Origin of the sequence: Rhodococcus sp. 24CO (assembly GCF_050586165.1) — a bacterium.
GTDB lineage: Bacteria > Actinomycetota > Actinomycetes > Mycobacteriales > Mycobacteriaceae > Rhodococcus_F.
Map to the genome: position 1 here is coordinate 501,655 of NZ_JAZFNF010000006.1, position 26,711 is coordinate 528,365.

A 26,711-nucleotide genomic window follows, 5' to 3' on the forward strand; every position below is an offset into this window, starting at 1 on the left:
GAGGCGTGTAATGAACGACCATGATGCGATATTGACGTTCGCCCTGAAGTGGCGACATTGGAACGGCGGACCCGCCGAAGACATTTTTGTCCAATTCGGGATCACGCCTGATCAATTCTTCCGTCGCCTCCACAGCATCCTGGAGGTCGGAGAGCAGAGCGACCTCTCACCCGAGATCGCGGCAGAACTCGCGTACATCTGCGATCTGCGACTGAACCCCGTTGAACTCAGGCTGGCCGGTTGAGCACCCAGAGCGGTTTGTACCAGACTGATTTCACCACCTTCGACGATATTCGGGCCGCTGTCGGGACAACCATCGGCACCAGCGATTGGATCACGATCGATCAGAAACGGATCGATCTCTTCGCGGCGGCCACCGACGACGACCAGTGGATACACGTCGATACGGATCGTGCCGCAGACGGACCGTACGGCGCCACCATCGCACACGGATTCCTGACACTGTCGTTGCTGGCACCGATAGTTCAGCGAGTCATGGCCGTCAGTTGCGCCCGCATGGCGCTGAACTACGGACTGGGGAAAGTTCGATTCATCAGCCCGGTCCTGGTGGACAGCCGGGTGCGGGGAACAGTGGAGCTCACATCCGTCACCGACATCGACGGCGGAATCCAAGTGGAGCGCACCGTCACGATCACCGCCGAAGGGTCAGAGCGACCCGCCTGTGTCGCACAGAATCTGGTTCGATACCTGAGCTGACATCTGTCGGGGTGCACGTACATCATGCGACGTCGACGCCGGAGCTACCGGCGTCGACGTCGCATCGTTGTGAGCGATCAGCAACCCGGAACCGGTGCCCCGCCGCCCTGAATAGCCAACAGCGTGCAGAACGTCGCCGCCGATACCTTCCACTCACCGGCCTGCTCGATCGCCTCACCGGACTGGTCCGGCAGAACCGGGGCTCCGTTCATCAGAAGCGTCCACTTGACGGCAGCGTTCGTGCCGGTGGCCTCGACGCCTTGCACCGTTGCCGTGGTTGCCGTGGCCTGCGGATTGGCGGTCAGCGCTTCGAGAGTCGGCAGGAACACGTCGCCGTTCTCGACAAGGGCGGCGCGATCGGCGGGCGGAGTAGTTCCGTTGAAGAAGGTGACAAAGACGTCCGTGATCTCCTGTGTCGTCGCGTCGTCGGCCGCAGCGGCTGCGGTGGTCCCCGCGGACGACGTGCCCGAAGCCTTCGAGGCTGCTACCGATGTTGTCGATGTGTCTGCAGTGTCGCTGTCGGAATCACTGCTGCAGCCTGTGACGGTGGCGGCCACGACGGCAACAAAACCGGCGGCTGCCACTACTCTACGAGATACCGAATTGCGCATGACGGATCCTCTCCGACAGGTGGACGGGTTCCACCCATCTTGGGCTTTCCACCAGGGTGTTTCGGAACACCGTGGTTGCAAAACTTTCACCAGCTCACGGACGCACCCGTCCGCGGTCGAACCGCCGCGAGGAACAACGGCGGTTGCGGCTGTCAGGGTTGAATATCGCGCTCGGAGAGTCGATCTCCCACCAGGCTCAGGTCGTAGGACTGCCTGGCCATCCAGAACCTGAGGAATCCGGTAATGGAATAGCGGATGTACAGTGCCGACCCGCTCACGCCGAGTGAAATCCCGACGAGGGCAAGAATGATCGCATCGCGCTGCACCAAGGGATCGGAAGTGTTGTGCGAGAGAAAGTACGACGCGATGCCCAAGGCCGGGCCGATCACCATCAGCGCCAGTCCCAACCTCAGCCAGAGGGCGGATCGGCCGCCGGCGGGATCGGGAATCTTCTGTTCGGCCAACTCGCGAGTGAAGCGGTCGGCGCGGGTTTCGGTCGCGGTCATGTGACACTCCCAAGGTAGAGGGCAGCTAGTTCGGAACGCAGGTCGCCGTCGGGGCTGCCCTGCTTCTGGATTCGGCCACGCACCAGAACTGCTGCGTGATCGGCAAATTCGAGGACGGTATTCGCGAACTGCTCGACCACCAGTACGGCGACACCCGCTCTGGCGATCAAGGCGACCTGCTCGTAGAGTTGGCCGACGATCAACGGCGCGAGCCCCATCGACAACTCGTCGAGGAGAAGGACAGCGGGGTCCGTCGCTAGACCGCGGGCCAGCGCGAGCATCTGTTGCTCACCGCCTGACAGCGTGCCTGCCGTCTGCGACGCGCGCTGCGCCAGGATCGGAAACCGAGCAAACGCGATCTCCTCGATTTCCTCGCGCGTGCGACCCGTGAACGTCATCATGAGCAGGTTGTCCCGGACGCTCAGGTTGGGAAACACACCACGGCCTTCCGGGATCAGGCAGACACCGGATCTGGCCAGATCCCGAGGACGAATCCCACTGACATCGCGCCCGCCGACCATGAGTTGCCCCGAGGTGATCGGATGAACTCCGGCAGCGACTCGCAGAGTGGTCGTCTTCCCGGCACCGTTGGGCCCTAGCAAGGCAGTCATCTGACCAGGCGCCACGCTGAGGTCGATCCCGTGCAGAACCGTGATCTCGTCGTAACGGGCTCGTACACCGCACAATTCGAGAATCGGATTCATGATCCCCCCAGATACGCTGCCAGGACCGCGTCGTCACGGCGGATCAGCTCGGGCGGGCCGACGGAGATGATTTTCCCGAGATCGAGTACATACACCTGGTCGCACACGTTCATCACCAGTTCCATGTCATGTTCGACAAGCAGGACAGCCATCCCCTCCTCCGCCAGAGAGCGCAGAATCACCGAGAACCGCTCTGTTTCTTCGCGGTCCTGACCTGCGGCGGGCTCGTCGAGCAGAAGCGTGGTGGGATTCACGGCCATCGCTCTGGCCACCTCGACGAGGCGACCCATGCCGGTGGACAACGAGTCCGCGGTTGTCGTGGCAACCCGATCCAATCCGAGTCGATCGATGATGTCGTCGGCGACGGAGGCGGCCTTGCGTCGCTGCGGCCCCAGTTCCGCGGCAACCAGGAGGTTGTCGCGGACGCTGAGTCGACCGAAGAGCTCCAATCGTTGAAACGTCCGCGCCAGACCATGTTTCGCGCGCCGGGACGGACCAGCTCCGGTCACGTCGTAGCCGCCGAGAAACACCTTTCCCGTGGCCGGCTTGCGGAGTCCGGAAATGACGTCGAACAGCGTGCTCTTGCCTGCCCCGTTCGGTCCGATCAGTCCGGTCACGTGACCACGCTCCGCAGTCAGTGAGACGCCGGAGAGCGCGCGTTGACCGCCGAACATCACCGTGATGTCCTCAACTTCGAGCTGCGACTTCACGACTGAGCACCTCCCCGTCCTCGGCGGTCCATGGCCGCGATATGCCCCACCACTCCACCGGAATTTCCGGCTCCGCGGGAACCTGACGGTGCCGCGCTTCGGCCCAACTGCGGGCGGCCAGTGCCCCGATCACCACGCCGACCACGAGTACATACCCGTTGACGACCTCGCTCAGGCGCAAAACCCACAGCGCTGTAATCCACCCCAGCAAGACCGCCATCACCAAGCGGTCCCGGAGCGCCGATTCCCAGCGCCGGCGCAGGCTCGGTACAACTCCGTCGTCGACCGCGCCGGAACTGTAAGCGAGGCCGGCAGCAGCGGGTAGCGTCTGCACGAGGTTCGCAGCCGCCGGCCACAATGCCACGATGGCGTTCAGCGGGCCGGCAATCATCGTTCCCGTGAAGAGCCCGTTACCCACAACTCCCAGGCCGCCTACGACAGCGATCAGGAAGATACCCAGCCCTGCAACAAAACTGAACTGTTCGGCGGTGACCGACATCAGTTGCATTCCGTACAGCGCCCCACCAAGACCCGCAATACCCGCGGCAAGCGCAAACACCAACATCTTGGTCAGCAGTAGACTGCCCCCGAGGGTCGCGAAGGCAGCCTCACTGTCGCGCAGCGCAATCAACCGGCGGCCGAGTCGTCCCCGGCGCAACGCGGCCACGCCGATCGTGACGAGGGCAAGACAGATCGCGGAGAACACCGTCAGTTCTGCCGGCGTATTCACGTCGAATCCGAACAGTCGTGGGCCGACCAAATCCACTGAGCCCTGGTCGAACAGCACGATCTCGACTCCGAACACCTCGAACGACGGGATCGTGAATATCCATCGGTCGAAGACGGCCGCGATGGCAGCCGTCCCGAGTGCCAGGTAGACACCGTTGAGCCGAAGCGCGGGGATCGCGACGACCGCACCGACAATGCCCGCGATGACCATGACCGCAAAGAGTGCCCACCACTGCCCGTTTCCGCCCAAGCGTGCACAGGCAATTGCGCCGACGCCCGCCATGGTCAGTTGTGCAAGCGAAATCTGACCGGCGTAACCGACAAGTGGAACGAAGGACAACGCGATCACGCCGAAGGCGAATATCTGTCCGTAGGTGATCAGATCGCCTTCACCCAGCACTGTGGCCAAGACGAGGCCGAACGCGACGATCACCCCGGCGAAGGCAAACGTCCCCCGAACGCTCGGTAGCGGAACGGCACTGAGGTGACGGTCGCGTCCCCGAAGTCGCCCGTGTGGAAAGAGCAACAGCGCGAGCAGCAGCAATATCGCCGGCGCCGCCAGCCGCAGACCTGGGAGGTACGGATTCTGCGGGAGGTAGCCGGTGAGATACGCCTCCATGCAGCCCACGACGATTGCACCGACAAATGTCATGGGCAGGCTCTTCAATCGACCGAATATCGCTGCGGCATAAGCACTGACGATGACCAGTGACAGTTGGGTCGCGTCGAGCGCAACCATCGGAGCGATGAGAATACCGCCGATCGCGGCCAACACGGTTCCCAGTATCCAGGCAACCCGGTTGGCCCGTACCGGATCCGCCCCGGTAAGACCCACCAAGGCGCGGTCATCGACGGTCGCTCGCATTTCCGTGCCGGTTCGGGTGCGCAGCATCAGGATTCGCAGAGACACCGCTACGGCGATCGCCACCACCAGTGTCAAGGCTTGATGCCAACTGATTGTTGCGGACCCGATGTGAAAGGAGTTCTGCTCGGCAAAGAACCTGGGAAGCGAGCGAGCTTTGTTCGGATTCCAGATCCATCTCGCGAGCGCGATCAGACCGCTCAGCAACGCGATCGTCATCACCAGCTTCTCGGCCTCGCCGAGAGCCTGAACCGGCCGCACCAGCACTTCGACGAGAAGCCCGAAAGCCGGTGCCAGAACCAGAAGTACGGTCGCTACCGACAACCAGACCGGCCAACCCCAACCGACACAGAGCTGCCAATAGGAGAAAGCCGCCATCATGCCGGTCGCTCCGTGCGCGAAGTTGAACACCCCGGTGGTCGTGTAGGTAACCACCAAGCCGCTGCCGATGATCGCGTAGATCGCGGCGGTGCTCAGGCCGACGATCCCGAAGGTGACGAACTGTTCCATTACTCGAAATCGCCCATGCTCATACCGACGTCTGCCAGTGTCATCGGCGTGCCGAAGTCGGCGACCAACTTGCGAGCCGGGATATCGCAACGGTAGAGACCGTTGTCAGGATTGAAGTCTGCTGCCTGCCAACCGTCCGACGTGGCCTGTTCGACGTTGAAGCACGGCTGCGGGGGGATCGGACTCGCCAAATCGTTAGCGGCATGCAAACCGCCTCCGGTCCAAGCAGTCTCAGCGGTCGCTGCCTTGTAGAGACAAGCTCGGGTGAGTTCGTCGCCGCAACTGGCGGCCGACTTCGCGAACAGCAACCACGACGACATCGCGCGCATCGCCGGGAGTGTGATCTGCGCATTCGGTGCGTACTTGTCGTACAGAGCCTCGAGCTCCGCCACCGCAGGTTCGTCACTTTCCAACGGTGCCACGCCGCTGAGATCTACGAGGTTGTTCTGGAAGTCAGCGGACTTCCCCAGCAGTTCGATGAATGAGGCGTTGTAGGCGTTGTTGTTCGCATCGATCCAGTCGAGCTTGTAGTCCATGTTGGTAAGGACCTCTTCGAGCTTTGCCAGCTGACCGAACTCGCCCATGAAGATCAGCCCTTTGACGCCCTTGCTCTTGATTGCTTGCGCGTACGGAGTCCAGTCCGACACACCCATCGCCGGATACAGCTCGTTGTAGACCAGCGTGGCACCGGCAGCCTCGAGGGTCTCAGCGGTAACGCCCGCAATCGCTTTGGTGACAGCGGAATCGCCGTTGATCATCCCGACCGCACCCTTCGAATCCGGATACGCCTCGTTCACCACCCAGGTTCGGAAACCGTTGTAATTGTCGTACCCCGGGATTTTTGCGGGAGACGCACTGACCTCGAGATCAGCTCCGGCAGAACGCTCTTGGACGGCTTGAGCTGGGAAACTCGGCAACATACACGTCAGCCGGTCCTTGACACCGAGAGCATCCAACGCTGCGCCGCCGCCGACGAGAGCAAAGTCGTCACGACAGGCTTCGACCATTCGCTGACGAACCTCCATCAGCTTCGCATCGCGGGTGGTAGCGACCACTTTACGACCGTTGATACCTCCGGCGTCGTTACACCAGGACGTGAAAACTTCTGCGGCTTCCTCGAATTCGGCATTCTTGGTGAATCCCATATCCGAGAAAACTCCGATATCGATCTCGTCGGCAGTGACACCTTGGGCAGTTGTGCCTTCGGCGTCCCCCGGCTGACAGACGTCCTGGAGATCACCGAAGTCGCCGGATGCAGACTGTGCGGTAGCCCCCTCACCACCGCCTTCGATGTTCTCGCTGCCGCCGCTCTCGCGGCCACTACATCCGGTGACAAGAAGTGCTGTCGCCGCGACGGCAACAAGTACTCGCTGTAATTTCAACCGTTCCTCCTCGTTACTTGGCCCCACGGGCCGACCGATACAGGGCTGACGGGACCGGCGGACACCGGCGGCGTGGGTGCCAAGGCCACGGGGTGGGAGAGGCAGCGCGCCTAGATGGATTCGGACCGAACCTCGTGGCCGGTGGATCTCCGACGAGCAAGGGTCGAGTAAGCCGAATTCTGAACGGAATCGTACTGTGCCACTGGAGAAGAAACTAGAAAACGGACAATTTACATATACCAACCTCCGTTGACACCGATGAGTTGTCCCGTGATGAAGCCGGCGTTGTCCGTACAGAGGAACGCGCACGCCGCAGCCACATCACTGGGCAACCCGGCACGACGAACCGGCGTCATACTCGCGATGACGTCGACGCCGGGAAAATCTCCGTCCGCTTCGGACTTACGGGCCATCGGGGTATCGATGATCGACGGCGGGATCGAGTTGACGGTAATCCCCTGCGGCGCAAGCTCGAAGGACAATGCCTTAGTCAAGGCGATGACGCCACCTTTCGACGCTACGTAGTGGGCCATGTTCGGCGCGCCCGACTGAGCACTCGACGACGAGATGGTGACGATTCGACCCCACCCGGCTTCGATCATGTCGGGAACAACTGCCTGAATGGAGGTGAAGGTTCCGGTGAGGTTGACCGCGACGATGTGGTCCCACTCCTCCGCACTGATCTCGGTTACCGGTGTGAACGTCTCGACACCCGCGCTGGTGACGATGATCGAGATCGGGCCGAGTTCACCGCGCACCGCGTCCATGGCGGCCCTGACACCAACGCGATCGGTGACATCCACTTGGTACGCCATGGCGTCGGTGCCGTCCGCACTCAACTTCTCGGCAACACGTTGCGCTTCGTCGATATTTCTGTCCAGCAATGCAACTCGGTGACCCTGCTCCGAAAGAGCCTGGGCCACAGACAGCCCGATACCCGATCCAGCGCCGGTCACCACCGCAACACGGTCAGTCACGGAGGTCCCCTGGTTGGATGAAGTCATGTTGTTCTCCTTGTTCGTCAACGGGTTTCAGTCATCACGGAATCCGTCGACGAGGATTCCGTCGCGGGGGTGTAGTCGAGATGCAGCGCCTTGAGGCCCCGCAGAATGTATGTCGGCTCGTATTCGTACGTCCGCGAGGCCGCCGGTCCATGCTCGGCCTCGGAAATCCGAATGTCCTTCAGCCGATCCAGCAGTCGAGTGATACTGACACGCGATTCGACGCGTGCCAGAGGGCCACCGGGGCACGCGTGAATTCCGCGACCGAAAGCCAAGTGCTCGCGCGCATTCTGCCGTTCGATGTCGAACGTGTCGGGATCTTCGAACCTTTCCGGATCACGGTTGACCGCGCTGTTCAAGATCATGACGATGGTTCCCGCCGGAACATCAATGTCGCCAACAGTTGTCGGGTTCTTCGCAAGCCGGAAGTCGCTCTTGACAGGACCCTCCATCCGAAGTGTCTCCTCGACGAAGTTGGGTATACGTTCCGGTTCGTCACGAAGCAGTTGCTGAAGTTCGGGATTCTCGGCGATGAATCGGAATGACGCGGTCAACAACCGTGCCGTCGTGTCCTGGCCGGCAGCGAACAAGAAACACGCGACATGTACCAGGTCGACAACTTCCGGAGTCGAGCCGTCCGGATATTTGGCTGTGGCGATGGCCGTCAGAACATCGTCGCGCGGTTCCCGTCGACGGTCCTCGATGTACGACGTGAATCGCTCTGCCAGGAACTCGAGTGGATTGCTCGTGAAGGCCTCGGACTCGTCGATCGAGCCCGCTTGTTGCGCGCCGAGCGTCACGCGAAATACCTGGTGGTCCTCTTCCGGGACACCGAGCAGATCGGCAATGACAAGCAGCGCAAACGGTTGCGCGTAGTCGCTCATGAGGTTGCAGGAGCCCCGCGCGATGAATTCGTCGATCTGGCGATCCGCGAGGCGCCACATGAACTCTTCGTTCTCCGCCAACCGCCGGGGAGTCAGCAGTCGTTTCAACAGCGACCGGTGCGCCGCGTGCTGTGGCATGTCCATGGTCACCAGATGCTCGTGCAGCGGAAAATGATCGCGGTACTGCTCGATCAGGGCGCCGAGGTCATCTCCCTCGGGTTCGAACGGCAACCCGGGGAAGGGACCCGTTGCCGAAACACACGACGAGAACACATCGGAGTCGCGGTACACGGCGGTGGCTGCGTCGTACCCTGTCACGGCAACAACACCGTGGTGTGGTTCTCGCACAACAGGACACTGCGCTCGTAGAGATTCGAAGTACGGGTACGGATCGTCCACGATCGACGGATCGGTGAAGAAGTCGACCTGATCGATTTCTGTCATTACGGGTCTCCTGTGTCGGAAATCAGGGCACTGGTGGCTGGGGCAGAACACTTGTGTCGGAAGGCTGCGCACCCTCGGGACGGTCGGGGTCGACGGGCATCTAGGCGAGCCGAATTGTCGACGTCGCCTGGCAAATGCTGATCAGTCGATCAACATATTGCTGAGCATATGCGTAGCTTAGGGTGTAGGCAATGGTCTAGCGGAGTTTTCTTCGCATTAGGCTGTAGCGAGAACCGTTCACATGACCAGCCTTTGACGCTTAGGGAGCCACGGATGACTTCGCCACGCAGAATCGGCGCGCCTGATGCAAAAAATCGAGCACTCCTCCTCGACGCCGCAGAACAAGTCATGCTGGAAGAGGGGTACGCGGCGGTCAGCTCTCGCCGCATCGCAAAAAAGGCCGGACTGAAGCCGCCGCTCGTGTACTACTACTTCCGCACCATGGACGATCTGTTCCTCGAACTGTTTCGCCGGCGCGCAACCGAAGGCCTCGAGCGCCAGGCGGAACTACTGAAATCACCGCAACCTTTGAGGGCGCTGTGGGAGTTCAGTATCGCAGCGGAGGGCACCGCCTTCACCATGGAGTTTGTCGCCCTCGCCAATCATCGGAAAGTCATCCGGGCAGAAATCGCCGACTACTCCGAGCGATTCCGTGCAGCTCAGCTCGAAACAATGGGAAATGTATTGCAGGAGTACGGTATCGATCCGAAAACCTGCCCGCCTGCCGCCGCGCTGGTGTTGATCACAAGCTTGTCACGCGTACTCGTGATGGAAGAGTCACTCGGCGTTTTCGGTGGGCACGCGGAGACCTTCGCCTTGGTCGAGGAGTATTTGGTTCGACTCGAAGGCGAACGGCTGGACGATACGAATTAGACACAGCCCGAACCCTTTTGGGGCTTGCAATCTCTTCCGCGAAGGTACAGTATCCAAGGTGGTAGATGACTTTACCTTCACGCGGGCATGCGTTCCGATCCACTGGAACCAATTTCGTTCGCGCACTCATTGCAACACGGCATGGATTCGAGCCGTGAACTCGATCAGGGAGGACTCCGAATGCGCGTCGTCGTCGACAAGAATCTGTGCGAGGCAAATGCACTCTGCGTGGAAAACGCGCCGGAAGTGTTTGCTCTCGATGCCAACGAAGAACTGGAAGTAACTACCGGACCCGTACCGCACGATGCCGAAGACCGAGTTCGCACGTCGATTGCACAATGCCCCAGAGCGGCTCTCTCCGAACAGGAATGAGTGCGGAGCGGGGCCGTCCAAGTGGCGTCCCCGCTCCCCGCTCGCGGTGTCACGGTAGATCCACCTTGCCCGCGAGCCAGCGACCGTCCACCAGGCTCATCGTCATCACAACTCGACTACGGTCGATCCGCGGATCAGGTGCGACGGTATTGCTGACGGTCTGGTCGATGAACAACAGGACCTCAACTTCCGTAGCGGTCGCCGATTTGATCCCGGCATCGATCACAACTCCCTGAGCTGCCGCCTTGTTGTCGACCAGCAGTTGCTTCAACTGTTCACTGGACTGGGAATACATGTCCTTGAATTCCCCGGTGGCTCCGTCGAGTACGGCGGCAAAGTTCTGATCGAGTGAATCCGAACTCACACTGGTCAGAGTCACCGCGTACTGGCGCGCCGCATCGAGTGCGGCGGCCGCTGCCGAGTCGACAGCCCGCGCTTCGTGTAGCTTCCATCCGAAAACTGCTGCCATGGACAGCGATACGGCGCTTATGGCTGCGATCACAGAGATTCCGACGACTCTCCCCCGTCGGCGAACACGAACCTCCTGCTCGGCATCGCTCGACCCCACATCACTCGCGCCCTCCGATGCGGATTCGTCTACTACCGGGTCCAGATCTGCAGCCTTGTCGATTGTTGTTGCCGAACCGCGTTCGCTCATCATTCCTTCTCCTTTACAGCGATGTTCCTGTGTTTCAACTTCTCTTCCGCGTTCACCCCGGTGGACTCTGTTCGAGATCAGGACCTCCGTAAGGAAGTGGAATCGATTGAGGCCCAATCGGTGTCGGTGACGCTTGCGCGTCAGGCGCTACACCGGCAGGCGGACCGGCGGTGTCGTCACCTGGTTGGCGTGGCGCGTTCCGAGCGCCGCGGACGAGCACCGACGGATCCTCGTTGTCGCAATACGTGTACAGGTACGGTTCCGGGAAATCCGGAACCGTCGCCGGTAGACGTGGCAAATCGTAATCACACGAATAGCGCGGGTAGATGTTGACGAACGCCCAGATTCCACCGTCGTGAAAAACAGATGTGAGTGCTTCGAGTGTGGAGCCTTGACGATATGTCGGGGCGAAGAACTCTTGCAGCGCAGGAACGTTCAAGTAGGCCATCTGGGCAACCGTCGTCAGATTGCCGAGGAGCTGAACCATTGTCGGCGAGTTGTCGGCGATGAGCGCGTCAAGCGAATTCAGAGTCGACGGCGTACCGTCGAGGAACTCACGAAGGCCCGCGTCCTTCGCTTCGACTCCGAGCAGAAGTTCCGACAGGTTGCTCGCAGTGCTGCGCATCCCAGGGCCGACATCACCGAGTGTGCCGAGCAGAACCTTGCTGCTACGCAGAAGGGTTGTCGTCTGCGGTAGTACCGAATCGAGGGTCGAGACGAGGAAGGCACCGCCGTCCAGTATCGCCGCCAGTTTCTTCGGTCCTTCCGGTCCGACGCCGAGTTCAGTGACGATCATCTCGAGTTCGGCAGGATCGATCTGAGAAAGCATGCCGTCGAGATTGCCCAGCATGGATGCCAGCGGCACCGGGGTCGACGTTTCATCGGAAGAGATTTCCGATCCGTCGACAAGAAACGGGCCACTGTCGGTGGTAGGTCTGAAGTCCAGGTACTGCTCGCCTGCCATCGACAGTCCCGCCACACGCACTTCACCGCCCTGTGGAATCTCGACACCCCCGTCGATCTCCGCAACGGCAACAACACCACTGTCGGTCAACTCGACCGAATTCACCTTTCCCACAGGCACTCCGCGGAGCATCACATCCTGCTGCGGCAGCAGGCCGCCGGATATCGAAAAATGCACTCGCACTGTGATCTTCGAACTGATCGGACTCAGGTGAAAAACACCGAAGGTCAGGTACACCACGCCGACAACCAGTGTTGCGACGAGTGCGACCACCGACATTGTGAGCCGGTGAGCACTACTGAAACGGACGGCGCTGACCAGAGCCGCCGCGGGGACCTCCAGAATCCGCGCAGCCGGGCCCATCTGGTCCCTGTCGTCTGGGATCTGTTCGTTCATCGGCCGGTCCCCAGCACTCGGCCCTGCAACCGCAGCAGCGTGTAGGTAATCGTTCCCACCAGCGCATCCCAGTCGCTCGAATCCGGAAGTCGGCTGCCAGGGTCAGCGGGATGGTTCGGATCCGCAATCGCCCCGATAGCCAGCTGTTGCAGATCGGCGTTGACATGTGCGGACGTCGAATTGGTGATCTTGAGGAGTGGCGGCAGAAGCCTGTTGACGGCTGCGAGGCTCGCGTTGGGATCGGTTGCCGCGTCGTTGAGCTCCGCAGCGATTGTGTTGATGTCGGCGACCATTCCGCCTGCACCGGTACCGCTCACCGACGGGAACTTACCCACTTGTGTACCTACCTGAGCCACCTGTGCGAGCAAATCGAGCATCTGCGCAGTGTTGGCGTTCAAAGTGCCGAGCGCGGGACCGGCTGCCGAAATCGCGTCGTCGATCGACGATTGTTGCTCCGACACCGTCGCGAGAAGCTGATTGGTCGACCCAAGCGTCTCACGAATCTCGTTGCTCCGGCTCGACAGCGTCCCGATCAGAGCGGTCGATTCACCGATCAGGTCAGCCATTTCCTCACCTCGTCCGCCGACCGCTTCTCCGAGTCCGTTGACAACCTTCGTCAAGTTGCGCAGGACGCCACCGTTGATCAAGAACGACGATGTGGTGAGGAGTTCTTCGATTGTCGCCGCAGACGTAGTCGACGCAATCGCAATACTGTCCCCGTCGGACAGAAGAGCACCATTCGACGCAGGTTCAGGCGGGGGTTCCACTGCGACAAACACGTCTCCCAGCGGTGTCGCCGACCGCAATTCCGCGCCGGCCCCGACCGGCAGACTGATTCCATCCTTGATCCGCATCGTGACTATCGCTTCGTAGTTCTGCACTCTCATCGCTTCGACCTCGCCGATGTCTGCGCCTTGGAGTTTCACCTTCGCTTGGGCGGGCAGATTGAGTGCATTGTCGAAGACGGCGTACAGCGTGTAGTAATCCCCGGAAACGCCAGGGGCCGGCAACGGGAGACTCTCGAGCCCCACGCCACACGCTGCCGTGGACAGCATCAGGGCGGAGCATGCCCCGGCGGAAACAACACGCCACCCTCTCGGCGTCATCGTGGCAACCCCGCCATGCCTTCGAGCATTCCGGAGATCCCGAAGTCCGGGCCGAAATCTTCGAGGGTTCCCGTGCTGCAGCCAAGCTGGCGCAAGCCGAGGACATTGCAGATCTCCTTGACCAACTGCCCGTCGAGAAAGACCTTTTCCAGCTGAGCGTGCACCCTCGCACCGCCGTTCTCCTGATCGATTGCGTTGTAAGCGTTGTCCATCAGAAGCGGGGTGACAGTGAGAAATTCAGACAGCTCACGACGATAGTCGGCCAATGCGGTCACCACGGTGTTTGCATTGGTCACTGTCGATTGCAGAGTTCCCTGATTGGCCGCGAGAAGTCTGTCTGCCTCGACAAGGATTTTGTTGAGCTTGGTACCGGTGTCCCCCGAGCCCAAGTCCGCCTCACCGAGCAGATCACTCACTTGCGCCAAGGCTGAACCGAATTCACGAATGTCTTGATCATTATTCGCGGCAACGGATGTCAAGACTGCAAGATTGTCGACGACAGTGGTGATGGCATTCTGTGTTTGCGCGCCGCCGTCGCTACCGAGTTGCAGCGCGGACGCCAATTGGCTCAGCGATGACCTGATGGCTTGCCCGTTTCCGTCGACCATCGCGCTCCCGATACCGAGTAGGTCGGCAACCGGGCCGGAACCATCTCCATCGCCCTGCAACTCGATAGCTATCTTGTCCGCCATGGCGATCAGTCGATCGAATTCGACAGGAGTCTTTGTTCGGTCCATCGGGATGATCTCGCCGTCCGTCATCACCGGGCCGTCCTGGTAGGGCGGAGTGATTTCGACATGACGGTCGGTCAACACTGACGTCGACACCGTTACCGCCTGCGCAGTTGCCGGAATCTTGACTCCACTGTCGAGGCTCATCGTTACTTCCACAACGGTGCCGCGGGGGACGATGGCCGTCACCGAACCGATCGGGACGCCGAGAACCGAGACGGAGTTCCCTTCGTACAGGCCTGCGCCACTGTCGAATTGCGCTGTGACGGTGATCGTATCGTCCATCGAGGTTGCGCTGCGGATACCGGAACAACCGGCAGTAGCGATGACAACTACCAACGCGACCTTCGACATCGACAGCAGAGATCTCATTTGCAGTCCTTCAGATAGGGCGGCAAGTTCATCTCGTTTGCATGGCCGCTGACAGCGCACATCCACGAATCGATGAACGGTCCGGCGGGCGCCGTGAAATCGACTTCGTTTGCGGTCCCGGAGGTATTCGCGAAGTTGCGCAGCGGAACCGGCAGGATCTCCAACGTGTTTCGCAACAGATCGTCATTGTTGCTCAGGCTTTGGAGCAGGCCGTCCAGATTGGTGATCAGTTCGTCGATTGCCGGACTGTCATTGACAACGATGTTGTGCAGTTGGTCCACGAGTGCGGTGGTGGACACGAGTAGTTGATCGATTACTTCCCGTCTGGCATTGATTTCCGCCAACACGTCACGGCCGTTGCGCACTAACTCACCCAGACTGTTCTGCTGCCCGCGAATGACAGTCGTCACCTCGCTCGTGCTGGTCAGCAGCGAACCGATCTGTCCACGCCGTTCGGCCAGCACCGAGGACAAGTTCTCGATGTTCGCGAGTACCTGCGGTACGAGCGCAGGTGTGCCCTCGAGTTGATCGGACAACGTGGTAAGTGTTTGCCCGATCTTCTCGGCATCAACCTGCTCGAACGTGGTGGTCGCATTATCCAGTGTCTGCTGCAGATCGTAGGGAACTTCGGTGTTGGCCAACGTGATCCGATGATCGGCAATGTCACCGTCACCGCCTGGACGGATCTCGACGTAGCGCGATCCCAACAACGTCGTCAACTTGATGGAGGCTGCGGTACCGGCTCCCAGCGAGACACCCTCGTCGATCGCCATGGTCACGACAACGTGATCTCCTGCGAGCCGAACACCATCGACTGTCCCCACCGGAACGCCCGCAATGGTGACCGCGTCGCCCGCGCTCACTCCGGCGGCCTGAGCAAATTCGGCGTCGTAGGTGACCTTGCCGATTCCTGCGGAAGTAACCCAGAGGGCAACGACCATCACGACGGCGATGCCTGCCACCGTCAAGACACCGATCCCCAACGCGCTGCGATCCTCGAGCGGCTTACGCAGTCTCCGAGCGTAATTCGATGCGGTTTCTCTACTCATCTTCGCTCACCTGCAAATCTTCGACTGGGTAATCTGACCACCGGGCGTCGACTGCGCAACGATCGCGGGGATCACGGCACTGATTGCCGGGACGAGGGTGACATTGAGATTGCACAGGTACGTGTTGATGTAGCTTCCGTCCTGGCTCGCTCGCGCAAGTCCTTTCAACATCGGCGGTAGGTTGAAACCGAAATATCCGAAGGTGTCCTTGTTGTCCAGGAAGTGCTGAGCGAAACCCGGCTCCCGAGTGAGGAACTCGCCCAAGTCTGGGGCCACGTCGCTCGACAGCGTCGCCACTTGATCGGCAACGAGCGCGATCGAATCCAACGAGTCGACCATTTCTCCGCGCCTGGCTGCCAGTTGTTCGAAGATTGTCCGCGCCTGCGTGATCATCGTGTCGACGTTGGTGCTCTGCATTGCGAGGCTGTGAACGATGCCGTCCAGATTGACGATGATGTCGCCCAGAATCTTGTCCGGGCCGGCAAAGGACTCGGCAAGAGTCGACGTCTCGGATACCAATGTGGTGATCGATCCGGAATCCCCCTGCAATGCTCTGACAATCGCGGTTGTGACATTGTCGATCTGCTGCGGATCGAGCACGCTGAACAACGGTTCGAATCCGTTGAGAAGAATCGAGATGTCGAAGGACGGCTCCGTGTTCTCCACCGGAATCTCGTCTCCACTCACCAGAACTCGAGGTTCCCCCTGCTCACCGAGAGACAACCCGAGATAGCGCTGTCCGATGATGTTCTGATACGTGATCGCGGCTTTGGTGTTGCCGTACAGCGCTTGGTCCGATTCGATCCGAAACGCCACCCGGGCAAGCGTTCCGTCGAGACTGACCGAGTCGACGCGCCCCACCCGAACACCAGCCATCCGCACGTCGTCGCCGGCGCGCAATCCTGATACGTCGGTGAAGACCGCGGTAAACGATGTCGTCTCTCCCTGAACGCCGCGTTGCAGTGTCACGAACACCGTCCACGTGAGGCCACAGGAGATCAACAGGAATAGGGCGATCCCGATCAAGGGTTTGCGATAGCTCATCGGATCCCCTGCCCAGGCTCGAGTGGCGCGTCTGGCTCGGGTGTCACCCGGACCGTGTTACCCCGAGCCAACGGTCCGAGGATGAACTCATCGGCGGAGGTCGATTCGCCTCCCAGAAGATCGCCCAAAAGTTCCTTCTCCTGGGTACTTCCGACCGGACCGACATTCCCTCCGGACGTCGGGGCGAAGTCGAATTGCTGGGCAACGCCGTCGGCTACCACGGGTGGCGCGGCGGTCTCCGGCGCAGTCGCGCAACTCGGACCGGCCAACTCTCCGTAGCGGGGACAATCGGCTCGGGTGTACATCTTGTGCGGTGTGAATTGGAACAGGAATTTTCCCGTCGCGTTCTGCTGCCCCACCGGCCAGAACTCGGTGAACCACTTGTCGGATATGACTTTCATCCGCGTGACGATGGGCGCGAATTCCGTACTGCCGTCGGCAACTACGCTGAGAACTGGTGAAAGTTGTGTGGTGATATCGACGATCTTGTCCGTGTTGTTGTCGAGAACGGAACCGACTTCCGACAGGGTTGTCGAACCGGCAGTCAGCAGCGCGGTCAACGCGGCATCCTTCTGTGCCAATGTCCGCATGGGTACGACGGAATGGTGGACGGCATCAAGAAGGTCCGGAGCAGCTTCTTGGAGACCGCGGATGGCAGAGGACAACGCGCCCAAGCTGGAGGCTTCACCGTTCGGTGTGGTCAGCTCATCGAGCTCGCCTGCAATTCGGCGGAGTTGCTCACCCGCAGTGACGATATCGGCGCCCCGGCGGTCGGTGGCCGCCGCAACGGCCGCGAGCATTCCAAGGGTGCGATCCGTCCCGATACGTGCTGTAGCAGAGACGATTTCACGGAGTTTTGTCAGCGCGGTCTGCAACTGTACCGTCGACAGACTCTCGTCCTGCGGGATTTGGGCGTGGGGTGACAACGGCGGTCCACTCCCGTTGTCGACCAACTGAACGGACGACACAGCGAAGACGTTGCTGGGCACGACACGAGCCGTCACGGTTGCCGGAATTCCGGCCGCGTACTCCGGTCTCAGCGCGATGTCGACATACTTCGACTCGCCGCCGCTCGACGTATCCACACTGTTCACCACTCCCACCAGCACACCTCGAAATTTCACATCCGAACGCGCAGGTAATCCGTCACCGACATCGGCAAGAACCGCTGTGACCTCGAATGCCTTGTCGAAGGCTCCGTTCATCTTCGCCATCAATCCGGCGATCAGCAGCGCAACGACGACGAGCGCACCAACACCGTGCAGGAGCAGTGTTGTCGCAGAGGGGCCTCGGCCGTCGGCTTCGAATAGGATCGGCATCAGCTACCCACCGAGCCTTGCTCCGGAGCCGATGCCCCAGAATGCCACTGTCAGTAGCAGATTGACGACGATCATCGCAGAGATGCTGGCTCGCATCGCTCGGCCGGCCGCAGTCCCGACCCCTTGCGGGCCACCGGACGCGAAGTATCCGTAATAGCATTGGATCGTTGAGGTAATAATCACGAACACAACAGCTTTCACCAATGAGTAGCCGATGTCCGTGGCACTGAGAACCAAGCGGAAGTAGTGCTCGTAGGTACCTGTCGACACCCCACCCGACAGCCCGATGACTACCTTCACCGCGAGGTAGTTCAAAGCGAGGCAGAGGAGATACAGCGGCACCACTGCCACCACGGATGCCATCAGCCTCGTTGTCACGAGATACGGGATTGGGCGAATCGCCAGCGCTTCCATCGCGTCGATCTCCTCCGAGATCCGCATCGCACCCAATTGCGCTGTGAAGCGGCATCCTGCTTGCGCGGCAAAAGCCAACGACGCCATGATTGGTGCCAGTTCCCTTGTTGTTGCGGTGGACGCGATCATCCCGGTCGCCGGCTCCAGACCCAGCAGATGCAGCGCGTTGTAGCCTTCGATTCCCACGATCGCCCCCGCCGCGGCACCCAGAACGACGATCACACCCGCAGTTCCGCCGCCGACCACAATCGATCCGTTGCCCCACGTGACATCGGCGAGAATCCGCAGAAATTCCTTCCGGTAATGCCTCAAGGTCCAGGGAACTGCGGCCAGCGCCCGGCCCAGAAAGGTGACCATGTGACCCAGACGCATGACAACTGTTGCCTGCGCCGTGACCACCTTGACGGCTGACCTCATACCCGGCGGGTAATACCGCGATGCCATCTAGAAACCCGTCCGCGGGAACATCAACACGTACAACTGTGTCAGGACCACGTTCACGACCATGAGGAGCAAGATCGACGCCACCACCGTGGCATTGACCGAGTTGGCAACGCCGGCGGGTCCACCGCGAGTGGTAAGTCCCTTGTGGCAGGCGACGATTGCCACGATCGCGCCGTAGAGCACTGCCTTGATCATCGTCAGGAAGAAATCACCGACAGTGGCAAAGGAGGCAAAAGTAGACACAAAACTGCCGGGAGTGCCGTTCTGGACAAAGGTGTTGAACAGGTAACCGGAAAAGAAGCCCACAAAACAGACGAGCCCCGTCAGTGCAACACCAACCGTGATCGCCGCCACCAGCCTGGGCACCACAAGCCTGCGGATCACGGAAATCCCCATGACCTCCAACGCATCGATCTCGTCGCGGATCTTGCGAGATCCGAGGTCAGCGCAGATCGCAGATCCCGCTGCCGATGCCATGAGCAGGGCAGCAACCATCGGTGCGCCCTGCCTGATTACCGCGAGGCCACTGGCAGCGCCGGCCAGCGATGTCGCACCGACCTGTCCGGCGAGCAAGCCGAATTGAATCGACAACGTCACGCCGATCGGTATAGCGACAAACAGAGTCGGAACAGCGGATGCCGACGCCATGAAGGCCGTCTGACGCACGAACTCCGCAACCGGAAAACGGAATGTCGCGATGTCGATCACCAAGTACTGGATCGCACGAAGCCCGAGAACACATTGTCCACCAACCGTTTCCAGTGCGGCAACGGGATGCCTACGCGTATATCCGTGCATCCAACCGGTGATTTCGCTTGATGCAGAACGCTTCTGGCCAAAACTTCGATCTGGGATCTCCATGGATCTTCCACTTTCCGTTCGCCCACAAGTTCAGTTCGCCGCCGCATACGAGAGTGGGCACGCATTGCGTCGAACCTGCCGTCACTGCTACCGAGTGATCTGCCACCTTCCGAACTGAGCATTGCCCCCAAAAGATGATGCCCACCTGTGCGGAAATCAGCTTTCACATTAAAATGCTGAGCACCTTCTTAGCATGAGTTGTCGAATGAGGTCAAGATCACAGCGCGCACCGAACCTTCGTCGCCGAGTGCGCATTACAGTATTTCCCCATCGAACACGCTGAAACACCAACCCTCACAAGGTGAATCAACGTAAGGAGCGTGACTGCATCTCGACCAATGCATGAATCAGTTTCTATTGCAAGGCAATCGGGAAATATCCCCGCCGGTCCATCAAAAATCCCGTCACGTCACCCACGGACACTGCTACCCCCTCGAGACATGCGCGAAACGAAGATCAACCCACCCGAACTCGGCGTGCAAGGGCAAACCCTGCCGCAGTAAATCCGGCTGAGCGGCACCTTGCTGAGCGAACATAAAACTAGACACTATCGGGCAAAGTGTCAAGGAAAATGGTTCTGCGGGGTCTTCGGCGCCACTGGTGAAAACGACCGGCACGGGTCGCGACAACAAAACCAGCCGCCTGGCGTGTGAACACAGGCGGCTATGGCAAATCACGAGCTATCGACACGGGTCGATCAGCTATCAGTTGCACTGCAAAAGAGCACCATTGACGACGCGCTCACACACCAGGCCGGTGATTCGCGCGTCGTCTTCCGGGCAGCAGCGGGAGAGCGTCACTCGACGCTCGCCCACTGCCGAAGAATTTCCGTCTGTTCTTTCAGACCTTGGGGCCCTCCAAAATGGTCACTGCTGCAACGGCTGTCGGCCCGCCGACGTTGTGGGCCAATCCGATCCGGGCACCGTCAACCTGATTGACAGCATCACCGCGCAGCTGTTCGAACAACTCGACACACTGTGCGACACCGGTCGCTCCCGGCGGGTGTCCCTTGGCGATCAGACCTCCACTCGGATTCACGGGAATGGAGCCGCCGATTCCGGTAGCTCCCGATTCGATGAGTTTGAACCCCTCGAACCGGTCGGCGAAGCCGAGATCCTCGTAACTGATCAACTCGATGCCGGTGAAGAAGTCGTGTACCTCTGCGACATCCACGTCGGACGGGGTCAAACCGGCCATCGAAAAGGCCTGCTTCGCAGCGCGAACCGTGGCAGGGAATGACGTCATGTCACGCTTGTGCTGGTGCATGACGGAATCCAGACCCAGGCCGACGCCGCGGATCCAGACCGGACGATCGGTGTATCGCTCCACGACGTCTTCTGCCGCCAGCACCAACGCTGCCGCGCCGTCACTCTGTGGTGCGCAATCGTAGGCACTGAACGGCGTCACGATGGTCGGCGCGTTCAGGGCTTCCTCGATGGTGATCTCGAAACGCTTGCAGGCCTTGGGGTTGTTGACGCCGTGAAGATGATTCTTGACGGCCACCATGGCCATATGTTCCCGGGTCGCGGGCGATTCGTGCAGGTAGCGACGCACATGTAGGGCGAAGCCGGCCGGAGCCACCAGACCGAGCGGGTAATCCCACGCCATGTCGCGGGCCATCGCTTCCCACTCCCACAGCATGTCCTTCGACGCACTCTCACGGAGTTTGTCTGCGCCCACGACCACTGCGACGTCGAAGGCCCCCGACGCGATTCCGAACAGCGCGTTGCGAACGGCATCATGGCCTGTTGCACAGGAGTTTTCGATCCGTGTTACCGGGATGTCTGCCAGGCCGAGAGTGTCCGCGAGAATGCCGGACGGGAATCCGTCGGGAGTTCCCATCGCACCGAACCAGGCTGCCTGCAGATCGGACTTGTCCAAGCCCTTGTCGATGCTGGCGGCGCATTCGGAGAAGGCCATGGGCAACAGGTCTTTGATACCCAGGGTGAAGTGCTCGGCGAAGGTTGTCATCCCCGCGCCGACTATCGCCACGTTTCTCATACCGCCTCCTGCTCGATCAGAAATGCTGTTTCCGGTTCGAATGCGTATCCGTAGTCCGGCACCCCGGAGCGGATCGCCACCCGCCGTAGAACCATCCGGCCACGATCGCCGAGATCGACAGTTCCCGGTTCGACGCCGGTCACCTTGACGAGCGCACGAACGTCGACGTCGTCGAGTTCCACGATCACCAAGGAGTAGGGAGTCTTCAGTCCGGGAACCGGAACATGAACGGTTACTTCGGTATACACCGACCCGGTACGTGGTAGTGGCACAAAGGTGTAGTCCGTCTGCAGTGTGCCGTCGTTGTCGACCCGATAGCGAGGGGGAAAGTCCAGGTCTTCGCTGTCCTCGTACTTCCCGGCTTCCCACCGGACTTTTGCGTCGAAGGCACGCTCGTAGGCTGCCAGCGAAATCGGAATATCGGCGCCTGGCACGAACTGGCCTTCCACTTTGGGACGCGGCGCGGGTTCCCGGCGGTGTACCTCAGCAGTGCCGTCCGCGACCCGGACTCCCGAGAGACTGGCCTGCTCGACACCGACGAGGGATCCTGTGCTTCCCGAATCGACCATGGCAGCAAGGGCAAACAGACCCGAACTCGCACCGAGTGTCGGTAGCCGAACCGGCTCACCCGCACACAATGTCGTGGCTTGCTTGTGGTCGACCCCGGCTACTGCGACCGGTGCATCCACCCACGCAGCTGACAGCGATGCAACAAATCCGCGTTCCTTGAGCAACCTGGGGTCGCCGTAATCGTGGACGACGCCAATGGAGTTACGAGTCCGCACCGGAAGGCTGCGCGACACCCGAGCGGCGGTGCGGACGCGCAATCCGTGGTCCGAGGTCAGTACAGCGGCAGCCCCTGCCGGTTCGAGGTCGACCCCGATGATCAGTGTCCGAGGCCGAGCATTGCTGACGGCGTCGAGCGTTGCGGGCGCACCACCGAGGCGCTCGACCACCTCCAGCTCGGGATCGAGCCCGAGTCCGGCCAGCAGAACCGCGGCATTGCTGCTTTCCAGCAGCGGCAGATCCCGGCTCACCAGAATGACGTGCTCTACGGAGGAGCTGGTGCTACACGCCGCTCTGCCGGCCTCGACCGCGAGAGTGATCGCGTCCTCGTCGTCACCCGGCACGCGGGAATCCGACGTCCCCCAGCACGGTAGGTACGTCCCTATCGAAGCGATGTATGACATGCCAGTCTCCCCGTAATCGTGAAAGTCGCTCAGAACTTCAAGCGAGAGCAGGTACGCGGTGAATCAGGAGGTCACTCCTGATGTCCATCGAGTGCATCTCGCCTCCCTCTGATTTGAATACGTAATTCTCATAAATGAGAATAATGCATTCTCGCTTCGGGAATTGTAGCAATCAGACAGACTCTCGCATAGCCCCACAGATGCGAGTCACCTCCCTCGATCGCCGGACTTCTGCCCGAGTGATCTGCCCTTCTTCGACTCTTGCGGGCATCATGAAAGCGAGAGTATGGTTCTCATAAATTGAAGGGAGATTCTTCTGATGGAGACTAAGGCGCTCAGCCCGGCATTGGGCGTAGAGGTCATCGGCATCGACAGCTTGGACGACGAGGCTGTAGTTGCGAGATGCCTGGAGGCATTGAAGTGGCGCGGGGTACTGCTCATCCGCGGTCTGCACCTCGACGACGAGGCTCAGGTCGCGTTCAGCCGCAAGCTCGGACCGGTATTGGCCCCCGCGGGCAAGGAAATTTTCAAGGTCACGCTCGACCCGGCCAAGAACCCGTCGGCCGAATACCTTCGGGGCACGTTCAATTGGCACATCGACGACACCACCAACGACGTGCCGGCCAAGGCGACGATGCTGACGGCACGGCACGTGGCCATGACTGGCGGTGGCACCGAATTCGCCAGCACCTACGCGGCTTACGAGAATCTGCCGGAGCAGGAACGTAAGCGTTACGACGATCTTCGCGTCGTACACAGCTTCGAAGCTGCGCAGCGACTTGTCGAGCCGAACCCCACTGACGAGCAGCTTGCATCCTGGCGCCGTCTGCCCACCCATGAATCGTCCTTGGTCTGGGAACACCGCGACGGACGCAAGTCACTCGTCCTCGGTGCAACGGCTGACTACGTCGTCGGAATGCAGCCTGACGAAAGCCGGGCGCTCCTCGACGAACTGCTCGCATGGACCACTCAGGAGCGCTTCTCCTACAGCCACACATGGGAGGTCGACGACGTAGTCATCTGGGACAACACCGGAATGCTGCATCGCGCACTTCCCTACGACCCCAAGTCGGAGCGAACGATGCACCGCACCACGATCCTCGGCAATGAGCCGTGGGCATGAGCGAATCCGCGAACGGAGAGAACGTGAGTACTCAGATCACGCGAACTGCAGTTGTCACCGGTGGCAGTTCGGGTATCGGTCGTGCTGTCGCAGAACGCCTGCGCGCCGACGGATACAACGTAGCCACGATCGACCTCACACCGTCAGACGAAAAGTATTCGTACACAGCTAATGTCACGGACCGCGCGCGGTTGGACGAGGTTCTGGCGGAGATCCGCACCGAGTTAGGTCCCGTCACCATCCTGGTGAACGCAGCCGGACTCGACGGATTCCAACGATTCACGAAACTGTCGTTCGACGACTGGAAGCGCGTCCTCGACGTCAACCTCGACGGCGTGTTCCACTGCTGCCAGGCGGCACTCCCCGACATGCTCGAAGCCGGCTGGGGGCGCATCGTCAACATTTCGTCGTCCAGCGCGCATTCCGGGCAGCCGTTCATGACTCACTACGTCGCGTCCAAGTCCGCGGTCAACGGACTCACCAAGTCCTTGGCGCTGGAACTCGGCCCCGAAGGAATCACCGTCAACGCCGTGCCGCCGGGATTCATCGACACCCCGATGCTGCGTACGGCCGAAGGCAAACGCCTCCTCGGCGGGACCGTCGAAGACCACATCGCCAAGACACCGGTTCGGCGCGTCGGCCGACCGGAAGACATCGCCGCAGCCTGCGCGTTCCTCATCTCCGAAGAGGCCGGCTACATCACCGGTCAGATCCTCGGCGTCAACGGCGGCCGCAATACCTAGTCCTTCCGCTGAACGCGCGGCAAATACACCTGTTGCGCAACCAGTTTGAACAACCCAACACATCGAACGAAGGGATTCACCATGGGACGCGTTGAAGGCAAGGTTGCGTTCATCACCGGCGCAGCACGGGGTCAGGGCAGAAGCCACGCGGCTCGGTTGGCCGAGGAGGGCGCCGACATCATCGCCGTCGACATCTGCGCCGACTTCGATTCCATTACCTACCCGATGGCCACTCCCGAGGATCTCGAGGAGACCGCTCGGCTCGTCGAGAAGCACGGTCGCCGCATCGTCACCGCCAAGGCCGACGTCCGTAAGGTCGACGAGCTGCGTGCTGCCCTCGAGCGCGGCGTTGCCGAGTTGGGTCACCTCGACATCGTTGTTGCTCAGGCAGGCGTAGCGGGAATGCGCGGCGAACCGGATATCGCGGCCTGGTCCGATACCGTCGACACCAACCTCGTCGGCACCATCAATGCCATCCAGGCAGCGCTGCCCTACCTGAGCAAGGGTGCCTCGATCATCGCCACCGGTTCGACGGCGTCCATGATCGACACCAGCAAGGTCGACGTACCGGGTAAGGACCTCGGCGGAGTTGCCTACGTGTTCTCCAAGCGTGCACTCTCCCACTACGTGCACGAGCTGGCGACGCATCTCGCACCTCGCGGAATTCGCGCAAACGTTGTGCACCCCACCAACTGCAACACCGACATGCTGCACAACGAATCGATGTACAAGTCCTTCCGCCCCGACCTCGAGAACCCGGGCCGTGAAGATGCTGTGCTGTCCTTCCCGGTTCAGCAGGCAATGCAGATCCCGTGGGTCGAGCCCGAGGACATCAGCGAAACCGTCCTCTTCCTCGCGTCGGAGCAAGCTCGTTACGTCACCGGCATGCAGATGCGCGTCGACGGCGGCGGCTACCTCAAGTCGTACGACTACCACATCTGATCTTCAGGCTTCGCCTTCACGAAACACATTCGTGAAGGCGAAGTTTCGATGCTCACCCTGCTCGCTATTTTTCAGGACGGATACATGAGCACCACGAATACCGTCGCCAGTTCGACTGGCACAATCGCTTCAGGCCCGGCTCCCGTTCACCGAACCGTCGATGTCGACGGTATTCCCATGTCCGCGTGGCTGATCGAGGTTCCGGAACCGCGCGCGGTCATTCTGGCTGTGCATGGCGGAGCCACGAACTCTGCATACTTCGACTGCCCCGGACACCCCCGAATGTCGCTGTTGCGCACCGCGGCAGCCCTCGGATTCACAGTGCTGGCGCTCGACCGGCCGGGTTACGGCAGCTCGAATCCCCATGCCACCGAATTGGCCGACCCCGATGTTCGCGTCGACATAACGTATGCGGCGCTCGAGCGTCACCTGGAGGGATTAGACCGCGGCGCAGGAATATTCGTTCTGGCTCACTCCATCGGCTGCGAATTGGCCACTAGGTTGGCCGCGGACGATCGTGGAGACGCCTTCCTCGGTATCGAACTCTCCGGCACGGGCCGAGAGCAACAGCCCCTTGCACAGGAAATCCTGGGCGTCACTGCCCGCAACGCCGATCCGATCGCCGTGCGTGAGTTGCTGTGGCAGCCGAGCCGGCTGTACCCGGAAGAACTGTTCGGCGGTCTCCCGATCGCATCCCGGACACCGAAGTACGAAGGTGACGTGGTGCGAAGCTGGCCACGCGAGAACTTCCCGAATCTCGCTGCACGCGTGCATATTCCCGTTCATTTCACGGCGGGCGAATACGAGCATGTGTGGCGTAACGATCCCGAGGCGTTGCTCACCGTCGCCGAGTTGTTCACCGCTGCACCTCGAGTAGTCGTGGACAAGCAGTTCGACGGTGGACACAACCTCAGCCTCGGCTATACCGCGACTGCATATCACCTCCGCGTCTTGGCGTTTGTCGAGGAATGCATCGCCGGCCGATCCGAATTCGCAGACCTGACAACAGACGACAGCACGGCCGCGCACGCGAGCCACGGAAGGTGACC

27 protein-coding genes are annotated in these 26,711 nt (G+C 60.7%); 8 read left to right on the top strand and 19 right to left on the bottom strand.

What is annotated here, in order from left to right:
• Positions 1–10: 10 nt before the first annotated feature.
• Positions 11–244: a hypothetical protein gene (locus V2B23_RS17500; RefSeq protein WP_033231759.1), complete on the top strand. Its 234-nt coding sequence runs from the start codon at positions 11–13 to the stop codon at positions 242–244.
• Complete coding sequence (locus V2B23_RS17505; RefSeq protein ID WP_430951513.1) at positions 241–717, top strand: MaoC family dehydratase; 477 nt, start codon at positions 241–243, stop codon at positions 715–717. Before V2B23_RS17500 ends, V2B23_RS17505 begins: the two co-directional genes overlap by 4 nt.
• Positions 718–794: 77 nt before the next feature.
• On the opposite strand, the gene V2B23_RS17510 is transcribed toward V2B23_RS17505, so the two are convergent.
• The 8 genes from V2B23_RS17510 to V2B23_RS17545 form a co-directional block, all read right to left on the bottom strand.
• Positions 795–1,328 (bottom strand): hypothetical protein, encoded by a 534-nt coding sequence (locus tag V2B23_RS17510; RefSeq protein WP_430951514.1) that lies wholly within the window; start codon positions 1,326–1,328, stop codon positions 795–797.
• Positions 1,329–1,480: 152 nt separating this feature from the next.
• A complete protein-coding gene (locus V2B23_RS17515) occupies positions 1,481–1,834 on the bottom strand; it encodes a hypothetical protein (RefSeq protein WP_430951515.1) in 354 nt (117 codons plus the stop codon).
• Positions 1,831–2,538, bottom strand: coding sequence for an ABC transporter ATP-binding protein (locus V2B23_RS17520; protein WP_430951516.1), 708 nt, complete (start codon positions 2,536–2,538; stop codon positions 1,831–1,833). Before V2B23_RS17520 ends, V2B23_RS17515 begins: the two co-directional genes overlap by 4 nt.
• Positions 2,535–3,248: an ABC transporter ATP-binding protein gene (locus V2B23_RS17525; RefSeq protein ID WP_430951517.1), complete on the bottom strand. Its 714-nt coding sequence runs from the start codon at positions 3,246–3,248 to the stop codon at positions 2,535–2,537. The genes V2B23_RS17520 and V2B23_RS17525 overlap by 4 nt, the downstream gene beginning before the upstream one ends.
• On the bottom strand, positions 3,226–5,349 hold the full coding sequence (locus V2B23_RS17530) for an ABC transporter permease subunit (RefSeq protein WP_430951518.1): 2,124 nt from the start codon (positions 5,347–5,349) through the stop codon (positions 3,226–3,228). The genes V2B23_RS17525 and V2B23_RS17530 overlap by 23 nt, the downstream gene beginning before the upstream one ends.
• The gene (locus V2B23_RS17535; protein ID WP_430951519.1) at positions 5,349–6,731 is read right to left on the bottom strand and encodes an ABC transporter substrate-binding protein; all 1,383 of its coding nucleotides are present in this window, start codon (positions 6,729–6,731) and stop codon (positions 5,349–5,351) included. Before V2B23_RS17535 ends, V2B23_RS17530 begins: the two co-directional genes overlap by 1 nt.
• A gap of 230 nt (positions 6,732–6,961) precedes the next feature.
• Positions 6,962–7,735, bottom strand: coding sequence for an SDR family NAD(P)-dependent oxidoreductase (locus tag V2B23_RS17540; protein ID WP_430951520.1), 774 nt, complete (start codon positions 7,733–7,735; stop codon positions 6,962–6,964).
• A gap of 17 nt (positions 7,736–7,752) precedes the next feature.
• Positions 7,753–9,060 carry a cytochrome P450 gene (locus V2B23_RS17545; protein WP_430951521.1) on the bottom strand — a complete coding sequence of 436 codons (1,308 nt, stop codon included), beginning with the start codon at positions 9,058–9,060 and terminating at the stop codon, positions 7,753–7,755.
• Between the two features lie 273 nt (positions 9,061–9,333).
• On the opposite strand from V2B23_RS17545, the gene V2B23_RS17550 reads away from it, so the two are divergent.
• Both V2B23_RS17550 and V2B23_RS17555 read left to right on the top strand, forming a co-directional pair.
• Complete coding sequence (locus V2B23_RS17550; protein WP_430951522.1) at positions 9,334–9,933, top strand: TetR/AcrR family transcriptional regulator; 600 nt, start codon at positions 9,334–9,336, stop codon at positions 9,931–9,933.
• 180 nt (positions 9,934–10,113) lie between these two features.
• A complete protein-coding gene (locus V2B23_RS17555; RefSeq protein ID WP_430951571.1) occupies positions 10,114–10,305 on the top strand; it encodes a ferredoxin in 192 nt (63 codons plus the stop codon).
• Positions 10,306–10,354: 49 nt separating this feature from the next.
• Here the strand turns inward: V2B23_RS17555 and V2B23_RS17560 are convergent, their stop codons facing one another.
• The 11 genes from V2B23_RS17560 to V2B23_RS17610 form a co-directional block, all read right to left on the bottom strand.
• Entirely contained in the window at positions 10,355–10,966 is a 612-nt protein-coding gene (locus V2B23_RS17560; RefSeq protein ID WP_430951523.1) for a hypothetical protein, read from the bottom strand.
• Between the two features lie 49 nt (positions 10,967–11,015).
• Positions 11,016–12,323, bottom strand: coding sequence for an MlaD family protein (locus tag V2B23_RS17565; RefSeq protein WP_430951524.1), 1,308 nt, complete (start codon positions 12,321–12,323; stop codon positions 11,016–11,018).
• Positions 12,320–13,429, bottom strand: coding sequence for an MlaD family protein (locus tag V2B23_RS17570; protein ID WP_430951525.1), 1,110 nt, complete (start codon positions 13,427–13,429; stop codon positions 12,320–12,322). The genes V2B23_RS17565 and V2B23_RS17570 overlap by 4 nt, the downstream gene beginning before the upstream one ends.
• Positions 13,426–14,532 carry an MCE family protein gene (locus V2B23_RS17575; RefSeq protein WP_430951526.1) on the bottom strand — a complete coding sequence of 369 codons (1,107 nt, stop codon included), beginning with the start codon at positions 14,530–14,532 and terminating at the stop codon, positions 13,426–13,428. The genes V2B23_RS17570 and V2B23_RS17575 overlap by 4 nt, the downstream gene beginning before the upstream one ends.
• Entirely contained in the window at positions 14,529–15,581 is a 1,053-nt protein-coding gene (locus V2B23_RS17580) for an MCE family protein (protein WP_430951527.1), read from the bottom strand. Before V2B23_RS17580 ends, V2B23_RS17575 begins: the two co-directional genes overlap by 4 nt.
• Before the next feature lie 6 nt (positions 15,582–15,587).
• Positions 15,588–16,625, bottom strand: coding sequence for an MCE family protein (locus V2B23_RS17585; RefSeq protein WP_430951528.1), 1,038 nt, complete (start codon positions 16,623–16,625; stop codon positions 15,588–15,590).
• Positions 16,622–17,944: an MlaD family protein gene (locus V2B23_RS17590; RefSeq protein WP_430951529.1), complete on the bottom strand. Its 1,323-nt coding sequence runs from the start codon at positions 17,942–17,944 to the stop codon at positions 16,622–16,624. The genes V2B23_RS17585 and V2B23_RS17590 overlap by 4 nt, the downstream gene beginning before the upstream one ends.
• A gap of 3 nt (positions 17,945–17,947) precedes the next feature.
• Positions 17,948–18,802 carry an MlaE family ABC transporter permease gene (locus V2B23_RS17595; RefSeq protein ID WP_430951530.1) on the bottom strand — a complete coding sequence of 285 codons (855 nt, stop codon included), beginning with the start codon at positions 18,800–18,802 and terminating at the stop codon, positions 17,948–17,950.
• Positions 18,803–19,663, bottom strand: coding sequence for an MlaE family ABC transporter permease (locus V2B23_RS17600; protein ID WP_430951531.1), 861 nt, complete (start codon positions 19,661–19,663; stop codon positions 18,803–18,805).
• An 840-nt stretch (positions 19,664–20,503) separates the two neighbouring features.
• Positions 20,504–21,664, bottom strand: a complete 1,161-nt coding sequence (locus tag V2B23_RS17605; protein WP_430951532.1) for a thiolase C-terminal domain-containing protein — start codon at positions 21,662–21,664, stop codon at positions 20,504–20,506.
• Entirely contained in the window at positions 21,661–22,854 is a 1,194-nt protein-coding gene (locus tag V2B23_RS17610) for an OB-fold domain-containing protein (RefSeq protein ID WP_430951533.1), read from the bottom strand. The genes V2B23_RS17605 and V2B23_RS17610 overlap by 4 nt, the downstream gene beginning before the upstream one ends.
• 319 nt (positions 22,855–23,173) lie before the next feature.
• Here V2B23_RS17610 and V2B23_RS17615 point away from each other — a divergent pair, with 319 nt between their 5' ends.
• From V2B23_RS17615 to V2B23_RS17630, 4 genes are all read left to right on the top strand, one after another.
• Positions 23,174–23,977 carry a TauD/TfdA dioxygenase family protein gene (locus V2B23_RS17615; RefSeq protein ID WP_430951534.1) on the top strand — a complete coding sequence of 268 codons (804 nt, stop codon included), beginning with the start codon at positions 23,174–23,176 and terminating at the stop codon, positions 23,975–23,977.
• 23 nt (positions 23,978–24,000) lie between these two features.
• Complete coding sequence (locus tag V2B23_RS17620; RefSeq protein ID WP_230590010.1) at positions 24,001–24,720, top strand: SDR family NAD(P)-dependent oxidoreductase; 720 nt, start codon at positions 24,001–24,003, stop codon at positions 24,718–24,720.
• Between the two features lie 81 nt (positions 24,721–24,801).
• Positions 24,802–25,662: a mycofactocin-coupled SDR family oxidoreductase gene (locus V2B23_RS17625; protein ID WP_430951535.1), complete on the top strand. Its 861-nt coding sequence runs from the start codon at positions 24,802–24,804 to the stop codon at positions 25,660–25,662.
• Positions 25,663–25,746: 84 nt separating this feature from the next.
• Positions 25,747–26,709, top strand: coding sequence for an alpha/beta hydrolase (locus V2B23_RS17630; protein WP_430951536.1), 963 nt, complete (start codon positions 25,747–25,749; stop codon positions 26,707–26,709).
• Positions 26,710–26,711: the final 2 nt, after the last annotated feature.